This window comes from Streptomyces sp. CMB-StM0423, from assembly GCF_002847285.1.
GTDB lineage: Bacteria > Actinomycetota > Actinomycetes > Streptomycetales > Streptomycetaceae > Streptomyces.
On record NZ_CP025407.1, the window covers coordinates 3,639,641 to 3,655,995 of the forward strand.

The window sequence follows — 16,355 nt, forward strand, 5'->3', positions numbered from 1 at the left end:
CGCTCAGCTCCGCGGCACCGGGAAGGCCACCGGGCTGCGCTGCCCGGCGCGGTTCACGGCCCGTAGGCCGAAGAAGACATTGTCCTTCGACGCCCGCACGGTGTGCCGGGTCACGTCGCCGACCGGCTCGACCTGCGTCCACTCCGGCGCCGTCGTCTCCCGCCGCACCACCTCGTACCCGGCGAGGTCCGGCTCCGTACCGCGGTCCCAGATCAGCTCCGTGTCGTTGGTCAGCGCGGAGGTGACGATGCCCACGCCCGTCGGCGTGCCCGGGGCCTGGGCGAGGGTCCAGACGGCGGCGAGGTTGACCCGCGCGACGCGCGCGATGTAGCCGAAGTCGCAGAACTCGGGCAGGTCGCCGTACTGCTTGCCGTCCTCCACGCGGACGTCCTGGTGCTGGTGCGCGTAGTCCTCTGCGGGCTCGGTGAAGCGGGCGGCGGGGAAGCGGCGTTCGAGGAACGGGATGTGGTCGCCGCCGCGGAGGTAGCGGTCGCGGCGGTAGATCACGCGGACGCCCGTCCCGGTGGCGTCGTTGTCCGCCACGTCGCGTACGAACCGGGCGAGCTGCCGCGCCGGGGAGTCGTTCTCGCCGCCGACGGAGCGGCGGGTGTTGGCCTCGGCGGGGGTCTCGGCGGTGGGGACGCCCTCGGCGAAGAGCCGTACGGTACGCGGGTCGCGGGTGCCGTCGTCGGCGGTGGAGCTGCCCACGATGTCGTTGGTGAACATGCCCTGGACCCGGGTGCCCCTGATCCGGAACTGCTCCGCCATGTGCGCGGCCCCGTACAGCCCCTGCTCCTCCCCCGCCACCGCGGCCAGCACGATCGTCGCGGCGGTGCGGCGGGTGGCCAGCACCCGGGCCAGCTCCATGGCGACGGCGACGCCGGAGGCGTCGTCGTCGGCGCCGGGGGCGTCGGAGGTGGCGTCCATGACGTCGCTGGCGCGGGAGTCGTAGTGGCCGGAGACGACGTAGACGCGGTCGGGGTCGGTGTCTCCGCGCAGGGTGGCGAGGACGTTGGTGATGCGGGTGGGGACGGGGATGCGGTTGGCGGGCTGCTGGACGTACGACTGCAGCTCGACGGTCATCCGGCCGCCGGAGGCGGCGGCGTGCTGACGCATCCGGCGGTGGATCCAGTCGCGGGCGGCGCCGATGCCGCGGTCGGGGTCGTCCTGGGTGGAGAGGGTGTGCCGGGTGCCGAAGGCGGCGAGGCGGCGTACGTCGGCCTCGATCCGTCCCGCGTCCACCTCGGCGAGCAGGGCCCGCAGCTCCCGTCCTGGCCGCTGGACGGTGGCGGGCGGGCGGCCGGAGCCCTGGTCCGCGGGCGCGGCGGGGCCGCTCGCGGCGGCCGGCCCGGCCGTGACCCCGGCGGCGGCGGTGGCGGCGGCACCGGCCGCCAGGACGGTCCTCCGGTTCGTACCTCGCGGTTGCGGCGACACGGGGTCTCCCCTCCGTAAAACTGGCAGTGGCCATGTCAATTACGGGCGCTGCCATGCTCGTTGACGCCAAGGCACCTGACAACCCCGCGCCACGCCACCGCGCCACGACCCCGCGTCGCGACCGGGGAGGCGCGTGCGGGGCCGGGCGGAGGCCGGAGCGGAGAGGGGCGGAGACGGGGCGGCACCTGGCGGGAGACAGCACCCCGCGGCCGGCCACACCCCCGACGCGGACGCCGGCGCCGCCGCCTCCGGACGGTGCCCGAGCTCCTGTTCCCGTACCACCCGCAGCCCGCAGGCGGGAGCCGATCCCGTGCGAGACGCCCCCACGCCGGTGGTGGGCCGGGTGGGGGCGTCGGGCCCGGACGGGGTGGTCCGGGGCGGCGGGCGGGGGAGGGTCCGCCCGGCCGGTCAGGGGGCGGTGCCCCAGGTGAGCGTGCCGGAGGTGTAGACGCCGACCCGCGGGTTGTCCGCGTAGCCGGTGTTCGTCGCGCGGCTGTAGTCGTCCGACTCGTCGAAGTTCGACCAGTCGCTCTTCGCCAGCCGCACCTGGATCTCACCCGTCGACGCGCCCGGCGCCAGCGTGCCGGAGCCGAAGCCCACCTCCAGGTACCGGTCCGCGCCGGGTGCGGAGGATCCGGACGCGCTCACGCCGTGCGTGACGCTCCCGCAGCCCACGACGGCCCAGTCGCACCAGGTGGCGAACGACGTCGCGCCGGAGTCGCCGCTGAACCAGTAGCGGACCTTGACCGTGGCCAGGTTCACCGGCGTGCTGCCGGTGTTGACGAGCTGGAGGCCCATCCGGATCTGGTTGTCGGCCGCGGCCGTGTCGGTGTTCTTGTACTGCGCCTTCACCGCGCCGCCCCCGCCGCCGTCGCTGCCGGTGGTGGCGGTCACCGTGGGCGTACGCGCCGAGGCGTTGCCCGCCGCGTCGCGGGCGCGGACGGCGTAGGCGTACGAGGTGCTCGCCCGCAGCCCACTGTCCGTGAACGAGGTGCCGGCCGTCGAGCCGACCTGCGTGCCGTCGCGGAAGACGTCGTACGCGGTGACGCCGACGTTGTCGCTCGACGCCGTCCACGACAGGGAGGCGCTGGCGCCCGTCGTCCCGGTCACCCGGAGCCCGGTGGGCACGGTCGGCGCCTGGGTGTCGTCGCCGGGGCCCGGGCCGCCGTCGACCGGCGGGTAGGCGTTCGCGACGAGCTGGCGGAACTGCGCGGAGAACCAGTGGCCCGACAGCGGCGAGTCGGCCAGGGCGCCGGTCGGGCTGTTGCCGTTGCGCGGGTTGCCCTCGTAGGTGGGGTCGCACATCCGGTCGAAGCCCTTGCCCTCGTCGTTGTCGATCGCCCGGCTGGAGCCGTCCGACTCGCCCGGGGGCTTGGCCCAGACGTACGCGTCGATCCCCGACTCGGGTGCGGCGGCGGGCCGTTCGCCCAGGCCCGCGCCGGACTGGTTGCACCAGTTGCCGGCGTGGATGCGCCGGTCGACGCGGCCGCCGTTGACGAACTCGTCCACGGAGGTGGTCGGCCCCGGCCCGGTGGGCCGGGCGGCGCCGCCCCAGCCGTTGCGGGAGGTGTCGATCAGCATGCCGATGCCCGGGTCGAAGCCGCCGCGGGAGACGAGCAGGCCGCGCAGCGCCTGGGCGAAGGACAGCTCGTCGACGTACTGGTTCCAGTCGACCCACTTCGCCTGCCGCACCGGGGTGCCGCCCACGTTGCCGCCCACCTCGAAGTACGGCTCGTGCAGGGCGGAGTAGTTGGCCGTGTTGACGATGAAGCCGTGCACGTCCCCGACGGTGGCGCCCTCGGAGGTGGCGGCCTTCTTGAATTCGTCCACGGCGGGCGCCAGGTTGGAGTCCCAGCCGAGCCAGCCGTGGTGGGCGGCGTCGACGTAGTTGTAGACGTTGGGGATGTCGGCCAGCGTGCTCAGCGCGTAGCCGACGCCCTTCTCGTAGTTGCCGAGCTGCTTCATCCGCACGCAGGCGTCCGTGGAGCCGTCGGTGCCGCCGGCGTTGGTGACCATGTTGGGCAGCGAGTCGGGCTCGATGAGCGTGACGATACGCAGGCTCGCGTACTCGGGATCGGCCAGGATGTCCGCGATCGGATCGATGTACTGGGACTTGTAGACGTCGAGTTCCTCGGGCTTCAGCTCGCCGTTGGAGGCGAGCGCGGCGCAGTCGCGGCCCGGCAGGTTGTAGATGACGACCTGGAACAGGTCGGCGCCCTGGTCCAGCGCCTCGTCCAGGTGCCGTTCGAGACCCCAGGCGTCGCCGACGCCGCCGATGGCGGCCCTGCGGTCCATCCAGACGAAGGTGGGCTGGTCGGCGACGGCGGCGCCGCCGTCGGCCGTGGCCCTCGCGGACCACTGGGGGTTCACATACGGGGTGGCGCCGGCGTACGGGTTGTCCACGCGGGCGGCCGCGCCTGCGGCGGGCGCCGCGGTGCCGGTGAGCACCCATGCGGCACCGACGGCGAGTGCGGCGAGGATCGCCGCGGGGCGCCAGGGTCTGCGTCGCGTACGGGCACGGGTGCTGGGGCGTGGTCCGCCGCCACTTCGTCCGGGGCTGCTGCCACTGCTGCTTCTTCGCGCTGTCATCGCGGCTCTCGTGCTCCTCTCGGATAGCGGGACCGGTGGCGGGACGCAGCGGGAAGGCTCTCCCGCCACCGGGGCTTTGCGTGCGTGCGCGGCACGTGGGGGAGTGCCCTCGGATCGACGTGCAGAGCACATGCGCGGCGCATGGCCTGCGACGTACGTGCAACGTGCGTACTGCGTGCAAGGCTTGAAGCTATGGGAGCGCTCCCACCGTCGGGCAAGCCCGCGGGGCTGTCAACCCCCCGCGCACGAACCCGTTCCCGCGCCCCCCGTCTCACCGGCGCGTTCCCCCGTACGGAAGTCTGAAGAATCCGCCGAAGCGCAACCCTTCGGCCGCCGCGTCGTTTTCCGGGCCGGAAACACCTCTCGCACGGACGGGTGGACAATGCTGCGGCAACTGAACAGAGCACTGAGCCGGTTGACCGGCCTCCAGATCCGGCGCGCGCCCAGGCCGCACCGGAAGAAGACGAAGGCCGCCGCCCCCGCCGTGCGCCCCGGCCGCCGGCCCGACTACCGCCCGCCCCGGAACCCACAGGTCGACCGGCTGATCAAGCAGCCCGTCTTCATCATCACCCCGGTACGTTCCGGCGCCACCCTGCTGCGCATGCTCCTCGGCGGCCACTCCCGCCTGCACGCGCCGCACGAGCTGCACGTGCGCCGGCTGGAGGTCACCGCCGGCACCGAGCTGGCCGTCGAGGCGATGAACGAGCTGGACCTCCAGCGCACCGACCTGGAGCACCTGCTCTGGGACCGCGTGCTCCACCGCGAGCTGGTCCGCTCCGGCAAGGACGTCCTGGTCGAGAAGACGCCGAACAACGCCTTCGCGTACCAGCGCATCGCCGCCTGCTGGCCCGACGCCCGCTTCGTCTTCCTGCTGCGCCACCCGGCCTCCATCGCGCAGTCCTGGTACGAGGCCGACCCCTCCAAGCGCACCCCAGAACAGGCCGCGCTCCAGGCCCTGCACTACACCCGCGCCACCGAGCGCGCCCGCCAGGAGCTGCCGGGACACCTCGTGCGCTACGAGGACCTCACCACCGACCCCGAGAGCGTGCTGCGCAGCATCTGCGGCTTCCTCGGCATCCCGTACGAGCCGGAGATGCTCGACTACGGCACCCGCGAGGAGGGCGAGCTGCCGAAGGGGCTCGGCGACTGGAAGGAGAAGATCCGCAGCGGCCGCGTCCAGCAGGGCCGCGCGCTGCCCGAGCCCGCCGAGGTGCCCGAGCCGCTGCGCGAGATCAGCACCGCGTGGGGCTACCTCAGGGACCCCGCGGGAGCGGCCGCGGACGCGGCGGCCGACGACCCCTGCGCCGAGGTCACCGAGGTCTGGCCGCGCGACGGCCTCATCCGCATCGTCGGCCGCCTCGACGGCGTCCCTGCGGCCGGGGAGCCCGCGCCGCGCTGGCGGCTGGCCGTCACGCTGACCGGGTCGCCCGAGCGCCGCCTCGACTACCCCGCGACGCTGCACGGCGAGACGTTCGAGGTCAGCGTGCCCGTCGCCGACCTCGCGCCCTCAGGGATCGCGCTGCCCGCGAAGTGGGACCTCCACCTCACCGCGGGCGCGGGCGCCCGGGAGGTCCGGCTGCGGGCCACCCGGATCCTGGACGACATCGAGCAGAAGAAGAACATCATGGTGTTCCCCGCCCAGTCCGTGTCGTCCGACGCCGACACGATCCAGGTGAAGCCCTACTACACCGTCCGCGACAACCTCTCCATCGCGTGCCAGCTCCGCGACGACCTCTCCCGGACGCTCTCGTGAAGATCCGCTATCTGCTCCTGAACGCGTACGGCAAGGGCGGCACCATCCGCACGGTCTTCAACCAGGCCGGCTCCATGGCCGCCGCGGGCCACGACGTCGAGGTGATCAGCGTCCTGCGCCGCCGCGAGTCGCCGTGGTTCCCGCTGGACCGGCGGGTGCGGGTGACCGCGATCGTCGACTCCTACGGCGCCCCCGCCGTCCCCGAACCGCGGGCGTGGACCGCCCGGTTCAGCAACCACGGCCGGCCCTCCAGGTTCGTACCGAACGGCGAGGTCTCGCGCGAGCACTTCACCCGGGACGTGGAGACCCGGGTGATCCGCTGGATGGCGCGGCTGCGCGGCGGGGCACTCGTCACCACCCGCCCGTCGCTCAACATCCTCGCCGCGCAGCACGCCAGCACCGACGTGGTCCGGGTCGGCCAGGAGCACATGAACCTGGCCACCCACCACCCCGACGTGCGCGCCGCCATCACCCGGCTCTACTCGCGCTTCGACGCGGTCGCCGTGCTCACCGAGCGGGACCGCGAGGAGTACGCGCGGCTGCTGCCCGGCACCCGCGTCGTGTGCATCCCCAACGCCGTCCACACGGGCGCGAAGCGGCAGTCGACGTACGCGAACCGCATCGCGATCGCGGCCGGCCGGCTGAAGAACCAGAAGGGCTTCGACTTCCTCATCCCGGCGTTCGCGCAGGCCGTCGCCACCCGCCCGGACTGGCAGTTGCGCATCTTCGGCACCGGCGACAAGGAACCGCAGCTCCGCCGGCTCATCGAGCAGCACCACGTGTACAACCACGCCTTCCTCATGGGCTTCACGGCGCGGCTCGACGACGAGCTGGCGAAGGCGTCGATGTTCGTGCTGAGTTCGCGCTTCGAGGGCCTGCCGATGGTGATGATCGAGTCGATGACGCACGGCCTTCCGGTGGTCAGCTACGACTGCCCGACGGGACCGGCGGACGTCCTCACCGACGGCCGCGAGGGGCTGCTCGTGCCGCCGAAGAACGTCGACGCGCTCGCGGCGGCCATGGGGCAGATGATGGACGACGAGGGCATGCGCGCGGACATGGGCACGGCGGCGCTCGCCAAGTCGCGGATGTACGCGCCGGAGGCGGTGCATCCGCGGTGGGAGGAGCTGTTCGCGTCGCTGGCGGCGGAGCGGGCGGCGCCGCGGCGGAAGCTGGTACGGACGGCGGCCTGAGGGCCCGTACGGCGCACGGCCCTTGATCCGTCTCCGGACCAAGGGCCGTGCTGCCGTGCTGCCGTGCTGCTGTCCTGCCGTCCTGCCGTTGCTCCCGTACGGGCCGGTCAGCGACCCTTCACGTACGGCAGGTCCGGCATGGAGCGCCCGCGGTCAGCGCGCCCGGTAGGCGTCGAAGATCCGCTGCTGGACGCTGTTGCCCTGCTTGTCCACGGCCTTCGCCTTGAACGACACGGTCTTGCCCGCGGCCGGGTTGACCACGGTCACCTTGCCGTCCCGCACCGGCAGCTCCTTCCAGGTCGCGCCCCGGTCGGTGGAGGCCCACACGGTCAGCGACTTGAGGTTGCTGCCCGCCGCCGAGCCCAGCACCTTGACCGGCACCGACTTCGTCGCGCCCGCGTTGGAGCTGCTCGCCGCCGACAGCGTCGGCGAGTAGCGCACCACGGAGAACGGCAGCCTCTTCGGGCTGTCGGTCCTGGCGGAGGAGAACGTCCAGGTGGCGGTCACCTTCGTGGACGTCTGCGCCACCGTGGCCGGGCGGGTGGAGCTGGTGGTGAGCTGGTAGTCGGCGCTGCCCGACGGCACCGTGAACTGCGTGCCGATCGGGAGGTCGGCCACCGACCCCAGCTTCGTGCCGTTGCGGTAGAGGGTGGTGTCGGCGTTCTCGTAGGCCGAGTAGCCGTAGTGGGCGGGGTTGTCGAGGTAGATCGGGATCAGGGCGTCGATCGTGTTGCCGTCGCGGTAGACGCCGACGTCGCTGGCGAGGATCGGGCCGACGACGGTGGCGTTGAACGACTCCTTGGTCGTGCTGCCCGGGGCGTAGGTGCGCTCGGGTGTGAAGTAGCCGATCTCGGCGTCGTCCCCGGCGAGCTGGTAGTACTCCATGGACCAGTCGATGCTGTCGCCACCGCGCACGTACATCTTGCCCGCGTACGGGATGTCCCGCTCGGTGGGCGTGGTGGACACGATCCCGCTGATCAACGGCAGCAGCCACAGTTCGGCACGCCGGTCTTCCGCCGAGGTGCCGAGCGTGAGGTCGATCGCCGCGAGCTCACTCTGCGGTGTGGCCCGGTTGAGGCCGTTCCACATGGTGGTGCGGTCGGGCTGGCTGTAGACGGTGGCGTACTCGGTGCGCGCCGCGGCGTTCGCGAAGTGCACGTACACCTGCTGGGACAGCTCACCGGGCGCGGTCTGAGGGCCGAGGTGCGCGGTGCGCACATCGGCGTCGCCGGGCACGCCGCTGGTGATCTCCATGCCCGCGTCGGGCGCGGAGACACTCACCGCGAGGTCGACGACGGCGCGCTCGGCGTCCGCGTCGGGGACGGTCACGTTCACCGGCTTGGCGGTCCTGGCGTCCACGGTGACGGTGGTGTCCCCGGTGACGTCCAGGCGCGGCTGGTTGATCCAGTCGTACTCGGTGATGTCCTCGCCCTCGTACGCCCAGACGTCACCGTTGACCACGTAACGGCCCTTGGGCACGCGCACGGTGGCGGTGCTCTCGCCCGCGATGTCCGTCCAGACGTCCCAGTTGGCCTCCTCCATGCCCGCCAGCACCGCGGAGGACTCCGCGGTCGGCTGCCCGTCGCGGCCGAGGAACTTGAGGGTGACGTCGTACGCCTCGCCCTCGCGCTCCACGCCGCCCGGGGTGACGACGCGCTGGCCGTCGCCTGTCGCCGTGACGTACACCGAGTACGCGCCGTTGACGTCCCCGCCGCGGCGGGTGTCGACGGTCACCGGCAGCTCGGCGGTGCCGCCGCCCGGGACGGTGATCACGTCGGTGCCCATGCTGAACATCCCCGAGGGCGCGGCGGCGCCGCCCGGCTGCACGGTGGACGCGGTCAGCGACAGCGTGACGTCCTCGGTGCCCAGGTTCCGGTACGTGATGTTCTTCGTCACCGGCTCGTCGTCCTGGTGCGGCCACTCCTGCTTGCCGAAGCTCAGCGACGCCGGCTCACTCACCACCGACTGCCCCACCGCCTGGTCCGACGCGATGAGCCCGGCGCCCTGGCCGAACGCGCCGCGCTTGGCGGCGGGCTTGGCGGACGCCGACAGCGCGGCCTTGAGCTGCTGTCCCGTCCAGTCCGGGTGCTGCTGCGCGAGCAGCGCGGCGGCGCCCGCGACGTGCGGGGTCGCCATGGACGTACCGTCGATCGTCAGATACCCGGGCGGGTTCTGCCCGACCTCCTGGTCGATGACGCTGCCGGGCGCGGCGGCCGCCGTGATCGCCACGCCGGGGGCGGTGACGTCGGGCTTGACCGCGCTGTCGCCGATCCGCGGGCCGCGGGACGAGAAGCCCGCCAGCCCGCCGTTCGCACCGACCGCGCCCACGGTGAGCGCGGCGTCGGCGGAGCCGGGCGAGGAGATCGTGTGGCTGCCGGAGCCCTCGTTGCCCGCGGCGATGGCGAAGAGCACGCCTTCGTCGGCGGAGATCCGGTTGACGGCCTCCTCCAGCGGGTCGACCCCGGGGGTGTCGCCGCCGCCGAGGCTGAGGTTGACGATGTCGGCGTCCTGGGCGACGGCCCACTCGAAGCCGGCGAGGATGCCGGAGTCGTCGCCGAAGCCGTCGTCGTCGAGCACCTTGCCCGCGAGCAGCTTCGCCTTCGGCGCGACGCCGGTGAACTTGCCGTCCGACTTGGCGCCGGTGCCCGCCGCGATGGAGGCGACGTGGGTGCCGTGGCCGTAGCGGTCCTCGTCGTCGGGGGCGGGGGTGAAGTTCTCGCTGGCGAGGACCTGTCCCGCGAGGTCCGGGTGGGTCTCGTCGACGCCGGTGTCGAGCACGGCGATCTTCACGCCGTCGCCCTTGTAGCCGGCGGTCCAGGCGGCCGGGGCGCCGATCTGCGGCACGCTGACGTCCAGGCTGGCGCGGCGTACGCCGTCCAGCCAGACCCGCTTGACGCCGGACTCGGCGGCCAGCGGCGCGGCGGCGGCGCCGCGCTGGTCGCGGGTCAGCGCCTTCCAGGCGGCGGCGGCCTCGCCCTTGGCGGTGGTGACCGCCTCGGCGTTGAGCCGCGGGAAGCGGTGCTCGACGTCGGTGCCGTCGGCGGCGTGCAGCCGGTTCTGCGCCGCGGGGCTCTCGCCGCGGTAGTCGACGATGAGCTTCAGGCCGGCGCGCTGCTGGCGTACGTACTCGGGGCGGGCCTGGAGCGTGACGTCGAACAGGCGGCGGTCCAGCGTGCCGTCGGCGACGAGCGCGGTGGCGTCGAGCGGGACGACGTAGGTGTGGTCGTCGCGCTCGAAGGTGCGTACAGGTATCCCCTTGCGGCCCGGCCCGCGGTCGATCGCGACGGCCTTGCCCCCGGCGTCGACCCGTACCCGGTCACCGGTGATCAGCGTGACCCAGGTGCCACCCTGCTTCGCGTACTGCGCCGAGCCGTTCCCCCCGGCGGAGCCGGCAGCCGGCGAGGCGGACGCCCCGGGCGCGGCCGTGAGGCCCGCCGTGAGCGCCGTCGCCGCGGCGGCCGCTAAGGCGGCGGCCCCCGCCCTCTTGATATGTCTGCGCACTGAACCCCTCCCATTGCCTCAAGAGGTCAGGAGTCACTGGCGCCCCCGCCCCTCATTCGCACAATGATCCGACAAACCGCACGGAGTGCCCCCCTCCGTTTAACGGTTTCGCCGGGCAGAGGGAGGGGAGTGCAGCTCAGAGGGGTGCTGTGGGGAGTTGTTCAGCGGGCCGTTTTGTTCAGCGGCAACAAGTGCTGCTGTTCGCACGGGCGTTACCCGCCGTACAGCTCACTGCTGGTCCTGCTCGCGGAACTCCGCCCAGATCGCCTTGCCGTCCCCCTGCGGCTCGACGCCCCAGTTGTCGCAGAGCTGCTGCAACAGCAGCACCCCGCGGCCCGACGACGCCATCTCCCCCGGGTGCCGGCGGTGCGGAAGGTTCCCGTCCGCGTCGGCGATCGTCATCCGCAGCACGCGCCGTCCCGGCGGTCCGGTGAGGTCCGCGAGGACGTTGGCGGTGCTGTCGGTGTGCATCATGACGTTCGCGATCATCTCGGAGAGCGCCAGCTCCGCCGCGTCGATCTGGTCCGCCGTCGCCCAGTCGTAGAGCAGGCCGCGCAGTTGGTGCCGGGCGTCGGAGATGCGCTGCTGCTCGGACTGCGGCACCGCCAGGTACATGTGCCGCTCCGACTCCGGGTGCGCCAGCCGGGTCGCGCCCGCGGTGCGGAGCAGGACGAACGCGATGTCGTCCTGGCTGCGCCCGGAGTGCGGCCCGCGGGTGGCGTACGAACCGGGCCCCGTGACCGTGTCCACGATGGCGTCCGCCACCGTCTCCAGATCCGCGCCGAGCGTCGCCCCGAACGCGGCGCCGAGCCGGGCCTGCCCGCTGTACAGGTCGTGGCCGCCGGTCTCCACCAAGCCGTCGGTGCACAGGAGCATGGTCTCGTCCGGGTCGATCTTGTGCTCGGAGAGCGGGTACACCGGGTCGGCCTCGATGCCGAGCGGCAGGCCGCCGTCGCTGGGGTGGATGATCATCGTGCCGTCGGGCAGCGCCACCGCCGGGTCGAGGTGGCCGGCGCGGGCCACCGTCAGCGTGCCGGTCACCGGGTCGGCCTGGAGGTACAGGCAGGTGGCGAAGCGGGCGTCGGCGGGGTCGTCGATCTGCCGCTCGTTGAGCCGGGCGAGGAAGGCGGAGGCCCGGGTCAGCACCGCGTCCGGGCGGTGGCCCTCGGAGGCGTACGCGCGGATGGCGATACGGAGCTGGCTCATCAGGCCCGCGGCCCGTACGTCGTGCCCCTGGACGTCCCCGATGACCAGGGCCGTCTGCCCGGAGGGCAGGCCGAAGACGTCGTACCAGTCGCCGCCGATCTGCAGCCCGCCGCCGGAGGGAACGTACCGCGCCGCCACGTCGAAGCCGGGAACGCGGGCGACCGCAGGCATCATGCTGCGCTGCAGCCCGTCCGCCAGCTCCCGCTCCGACTCGTGCACGTGCGCGTCCGACAGCGCCTGCCCCAGCATCCGCGCCACCGTCGTCAGCACCGACCGCTCGTCCGGCGTGAACGGCACCACGTCCTCGAACGCCGCCATCCACGCCCCGACCGTCCGTCCCTCCGCGATCAGCGGCAGGAACGCCCACGACCCGCGCGGTACGGCCCGGGCGTACTCCCACGCCTCGGGGAAGCGGCGCTGGTACTCCTCGCGTCCCGCGATGTACACGGCGCGGGAAGTGCGGGCCGCCTCCGCGGAGGGGAAGGAGGAGTCCATGGGGATGGTGCGGAAGGGCTCGGTCTCCTCGGGCCTGTAGCCGTGCTGGCCGATGAGGACCAGGTCGTCGCCCTCCACCGCGAAGACCCCCATGCCGTCCGGCGAGAACCCCGGCATCGACAGCGACGCCGCCACCCGCAGCACCTGGTCGGTCGAGCGCGCCTCGGCGAGCGCACGGCCGGCGGAGAGCAGGAACGCCTCGCGGGACAGCCGCCAGTCGCTGGTCCCCGGCGGCCCGTCGCCGGGTCCTGCGGGCGCGTCGATGACTTCCTGGATGGTGCCGACGATGTCGGTCTGCTCCCCCGGCGCCGACTCCAGCGCCCGCATCCGGCAGCGCACCACCCGTACGACGTCCCCGTCGGTGTCGACGACCCGCAGCCGGCCCTCGGCGAGGGTGCCCTCGGCGAGGGCGAGGTCGAGGATGCCGTTGAGCTCGATGAAGTCGACGCCGTGCAGCCGGGCGCGTACCGCGGAGGCGTGCACGGTGACCAGCGCGGGCGGCAGCCCGAGCAGCCGGGCGGCCTGCGGATCCAGCACGACCCGGTCGGTGTGCGCCGCCCAGCGCCAGACGCCCGTACCCAGGCCGGATAGGACCTCTTCGGTGCGCATTGTCCACATTTTATGCTTCAGCAAGCAAAGTGGGCCGCTTTACGGCATTCTTCCCATTCGGGCGAGGCGCGGGCGGGCGGCGGCCGTGCGACATGCCGGGCACCGGCGGGGGGACGTACGCCGATTGAGTCATCCGTCTCTCCTCACCGGGACGGCTTACGGACCGCATCCCGACCGGGGGACGATCGACGAAGGCACGCTTTCGACGCCTACCCGAGCCGAACGGGAGAAGAGCCCTGTGACCTGCGCTGACGATGCCGAACGTGACCGGGTGGCGGCGTTCCGCCGCGCGCTCGGCCTGGAGCATCTGATCGACGTACACACCCACTTCATGCCGCAGCGGGTGCTGGCGAAGGTGTGGGCGTACTTCGACGCCGCCGGCCCGCTGGTCGGCCGGCCCTGGCCGATCATGTACCGGCAGGAGGAGGCCGGGCGGGTGGCGCTGCTGCGCGGCTTCGGGGTGCGCGCGTTCACGTCGATGCTGTACCCGCACAAGCCCGGCATGGCGCGGTGGCTCAACGACTGGTCCGCCGACTTCGCCGCCCGTACGCGGGACTGCCTGCACACGGCGACGTTCTTCGCCGAGCCGGGCGCGGCGGACGACGTACGGCGGGCGGTGGGGCAGGGGGCGCGGGTGTTCAAGTGCCACCTCCAGGTCGGCGCGTACGACCCGAACGACCCCGTGCTCGACGAGGTCTGGTCACTCCTCGCCGACATGGGCCTCCCGGTCGTCACCCACTGCGGCTCCGGCCCGGTCCCGGGCCCGTACACCGGCCCGGGGCCGATCGCGGCGCTGCTGAAGCGGCACCCGCGGCTGCGGCTGATCGTGGCGCACCTGGGGATGCCGGAGTACGAGGACTTCCTGACGCTCGCGGAGCGCCACGAGGACGTCATGCTCGACACGACGATGGCGTTCACCGCCTTCTCCGAGTCCGCCGCCCCCTTCCCGCCCCACGCCCGCCCCCGCCTGGCCGCCCTGCGGGACCGCATCCTCCTGGGCACGGACTTCCCCAACACCCCGTACCCCTACGCGGCGGCGCTGGAAGCGCTGACCACCCAGGACCAGGACGACGACTGGCTCCGCGCCGTCTGCCACGACAACGCGGCCCGCCTCTTCGGGCTGGAGGAGCCCCGCGGCTTCGTTTAGGGGACCAGGCGGGGCTTCTGCTACGCTGATCCAGCGACGTCACGGCCCGTAGCCGACGACGGAGAATCCCGGTAGGGATCACGCATCACACTGTGCGAGACTAGGGCTCGCGCAAGCCTGGTCCTGTGGAGCAGTTTGGAGTGCTCGCCACCCTGTCAAGGTGGAGGCCGCGGGTTCAAATCCCGTCAGGACCGCCACCCTCAGGCACCGCCTGAGGGCCACCCGACTGGGGACCCCGGTCCCCAGCCATCGGGCTGGGTAGCTCAGTTGGTACGAGCGTCCGCCTGAAAAGCGGAAGGTCGCCGGTTCGACCCCGGCCCCAGCCACAAGAGGCCCCCTCTTCGGAGGGGGCATTTTCATGCCCGCCTACGGCACGGGGCGGGGGGAGTGTTCCGCTTCTCTTCATGCAGAGCAAGAGAATACGAAGATGAACCGGCTGAGCGGCGGACAGGTCCGGGAGCTTCCTCTTCGAGGGTCCGACGAGTGCCTTCCTGGCGCACGCTCCGAGTGACGTGGCTCCGGCGCGCCAGGCAGAGGCCGCCTATTCGGCTCTCACGGGATAGTTTGCCGGGTCATGGAGCCCCGATGATGCCCATGGCGAACACCGGGCAGGAGATCCCGGGGGGCGGGGACCGGACCTTCTTCGCCAACACCCTTGGGGCCGCGACCATTTACGAATGAGTCACCGTCCACAGCCAGCCCAGCGGCGTAAGGTTCAGGGTGCGGGCCACCGCTCGGGAGGCGTGGTTCTCGGTCGTCGTGCTGTAGAAGAGGGCTTCCACGCGGGCGCGTTGGAGGTCCGCCCACGCCGCGACCGTGTGCGGGGCCAGGCCCCGGCCGCGGTGCGCCGGGTGGGTCCAGGCACCGGCTTCTGCCGAGGTCGGGGTCGACGCCGGGGTGTGGCAGATCGAGACCGGGGTGTCGTCGTGGACGGCCATCGCCCACGGGCCCAGCGTGCCCGTCGTCAGCTCGGCCCACTCCCCCGGTTCCCAGTTGGCCGGCCGCCGCAGGCTCCGCGCGCGGCGCAGGCCCGCGGCGTCCGACACCAGGAGCGGGAGCGGGGCCGGGGGCAGCGGTGGGAGGGCCGGGGGGAAGACGTAGCTGGGGCCGCCCTCCAGGGTGCCGTCGAGGGTGCGGGCCAGGGCCTCCATCGCGCGCGGGGCCCGTTCCGCCGCGTACGGAGGCGAATCCGACGACAGGGCGCGCTCGTGCTCCGTACCCGCCAGGTCCTCCGCCACCGCCACCAGCCGTGCAACCGGCGACCACGCCCACACCGCCCGTACGCCGGCCGGCGCGCTGACCGTCGGCAGCCCCCCGGCACTCCCCCGCGCCAGCCCGTGCACGCCCGACACCTGCAGCGCCAGCAACCGCCCCTCGTCCCGCTCCATCCCCGCAACCCTACGGCGCGACCCGCTCCCGCCCGCCCGGGTGCCGGTGGCGCCAGGTCCAGAAGACCGCCGTCCCGGCGATCGCCCACCCCGCCAGCACCAGGTACGGGAACGGGTGCTGGTGCCCCGCGAAGTACACCGCCGTGTGCTGGGCGTTGACCGACGCGCCCGGCGGCAGCCAGCGGCCGATCTCCCCCAGCGGCGACGGCAGCAGCGGCCACGAGACCGCCCCGCCCGACGACGGGTTGCCGACGAGGACCATCACCACCCACGTCGGCAGGATCGCCCACCGCCCCATCAGGGTGTTGAACATCGTGAAGACCATCCCCGACGTGAACATCGTCAGCGCCAGCGTCAGCCACGACTGCGGGAACGGCAGCCGCACCACCCCCAGCAGCAGGTCCACGACCGCGTAGATGGTGAACCCGCCGAGCAGCGCGTACGCGGCCGTGAACGCGATCCGCTCCGCCGGGTTCAGCGCGTGCGCGTGCACGCTCAACTGGATCGCGCCCATGAAGCCGACGATCACCGCCGCGAGCGAGATGTAGAAGAGCGCGAGCCCCTGCGGGTCGCCGGACTGCATCGGCTTGATGTCCCGTACCGTCACCGGCACCCCCACCCGCTTCGCCACCCGCGGCGCGTCCTCCATCAGCAGCCGCGCCACCGACGCGCCCGCCGCGCCCGACAGGTCCACCCGCATCCGGTCCTGCCCCACGCGCAGCACGGCGAACACCCGCTGCTCCTCCACCGCGTCCCTGGCCTGCGCGTACGTCCCGTACGGGCGCAGCTCCACCGATGCCTCCAGCGCCTCCTCCAGTCCCCTGACGAACGCCCGCGCGCCCGGCTCGGCGGCCACGTCGCCGACGACCGCGACCGGCAGGTTGTGCGGCGTCGGGTTCGCCATCGCGGCGGTGTACGAACCGGCGAAGAGCCCCGCGACGGCGGCCAGGAGCAGCACCAGCACCACCGGCGTCAGGAACGGCCCGGCGCGGAACGCCCGGATCTGCTCGGGTACGGGCCGCGGGCGGGCCCGCGGGAAG

The 16,355-nt window shown here is 73.0% G+C and carries 9 protein-coding genes and 2 tRNA genes; 5 read left to right on the forward strand and 6 right to left on the reverse strand.

From position 1 onward, the window contains the following. Window positions 1-3: 3 nt before the first annotated feature. Together CXR04_RS15615 and CXR04_RS15620 are read right to left on the reverse strand one after the other, a co-directional pair. On the reverse strand, window positions 4-1,434 hold the full coding sequence (locus CXR04_RS15615) for a M20/M25/M40 family metallo-hydrolase (RefSeq protein ID WP_101422858.1): 1,431 nt from the start codon (window positions 1,432-1,434) through the stop codon (window positions 4-6). 408 nt (window positions 1,435-1,842) lie between these two features. Next, window positions 1,843-3,882 (reverse strand): glycoside hydrolase family 6 protein, encoded by a 2,040-nt coding sequence (locus CXR04_RS15620; protein WP_101422860.1) that lies wholly within the window; start codon window positions 3,880-3,882, stop codon window positions 1,843-1,845. Window positions 3,883-4,438: 556 nt separating this feature from the next. On the opposite strand from CXR04_RS15620, the gene CXR04_RS15625 reads away from it, so the two are divergent. Then, window positions 4,439-5,776, forward strand: coding sequence for a sulfotransferase family protein (locus CXR04_RS15625; protein ID WP_234380253.1), 1,338 nt, complete (start codon window positions 4,439-4,441; stop codon window positions 5,774-5,776). Continuing rightward, complete coding sequence (locus tag CXR04_RS15630) at window positions 5,773-6,969, forward strand: glycosyltransferase family 4 protein (RefSeq protein WP_101422864.1); 1,197 nt, start codon at window positions 5,773-5,775, stop codon at window positions 6,967-6,969. The genes CXR04_RS15625 and CXR04_RS15630 overlap by 4 nt, the downstream gene beginning before the upstream one ends. A gap of 153 nt (window positions 6,970-7,122) precedes the next feature. Here CXR04_RS15630 and CXR04_RS15635 read toward each other — a convergent pair whose 3' ends face one another. Both CXR04_RS15635 and CXR04_RS15640 read right to left on the reverse strand, forming a co-directional pair. Continuing rightward, window positions 7,123-10,470 carry a S8 family peptidase gene (locus CXR04_RS15635; RefSeq protein ID WP_101422867.1) on the reverse strand — a complete coding sequence of 1,116 codons (3,348 nt, stop codon included), beginning with the start codon at window positions 10,468-10,470 and terminating at the stop codon, window positions 7,123-7,125. Window positions 10,471-10,698: 228 nt separating this feature from the next. Further along, entirely contained in the window at window positions 10,699-12,780 is a 2,082-nt protein-coding gene (locus tag CXR04_RS15640; RefSeq protein WP_101422870.1) for an ATP-binding SpoIIE family protein phosphatase, read from the reverse strand. A gap of 238 nt (window positions 12,781-13,018) precedes the next feature. Here CXR04_RS15640 and CXR04_RS15645 point away from each other — a divergent pair, with 238 nt between their 5' ends. The 3 genes from CXR04_RS15645 (at window position 13,019) to CXR04_RS15655 (ending at window position 14,253) form a co-directional block, all read left to right on the forward strand. Further along, window positions 13,019-13,927, forward strand: coding sequence for an amidohydrolase family protein (locus CXR04_RS15645; RefSeq protein WP_101422873.1), 909 nt, complete (start codon window positions 13,019-13,021; stop codon window positions 13,925-13,927). Between the two features lie 119 nt (window positions 13,928-14,046). Further along, a tRNA-Asp gene (locus CXR04_RS15650) sits at window positions 14,047-14,124 on the forward strand. 55 nt (window positions 14,125-14,179) lie between these two features. Beyond that, window positions 14,180-14,253: transfer RNA gene (locus tag CXR04_RS15655), tRNA-Phe, on the forward strand. A 345-nt stretch (window positions 14,254-14,598) separates the two neighbouring features. Here the strand turns inward: CXR04_RS15655 and CXR04_RS15660 are convergent. Both CXR04_RS15660 and CXR04_RS15665 read right to left on the reverse strand, forming a co-directional pair. Further along, window positions 14,599-15,315, reverse strand: coding sequence for a GNAT family N-acetyltransferase (locus CXR04_RS15660; protein ID WP_101422875.1), 717 nt, complete (start codon window positions 15,313-15,315; stop codon window positions 14,599-14,601). A gap of 10 nt (window positions 15,316-15,325) precedes the next feature. Then, complete coding sequence (locus CXR04_RS15665; protein ID WP_101426395.1) at window positions 15,326-16,318, reverse strand: hypothetical protein; 993 nt, start codon at window positions 16,316-16,318, stop codon at window positions 15,326-15,328. Window positions 16,319-16,355 lie beyond the last annotated feature (37 nt).

Coding starts and splice junctions, on each gene's coding strand:
- CXR04_RS15640 (WP_101422870.1), bottom strand. CDS start 12,780: ATGCGCACCGAAGAGGTCCTATCCGGCCTGGGTACGGGCGTCTGGCGC.
- CXR04_RS15660 (WP_101422875.1), bottom strand. CDS start 15,315: ATGGAGCGGGACGAGGGGCGGTTGCTGGCGCTGCAGGTGTCGGGCGTG.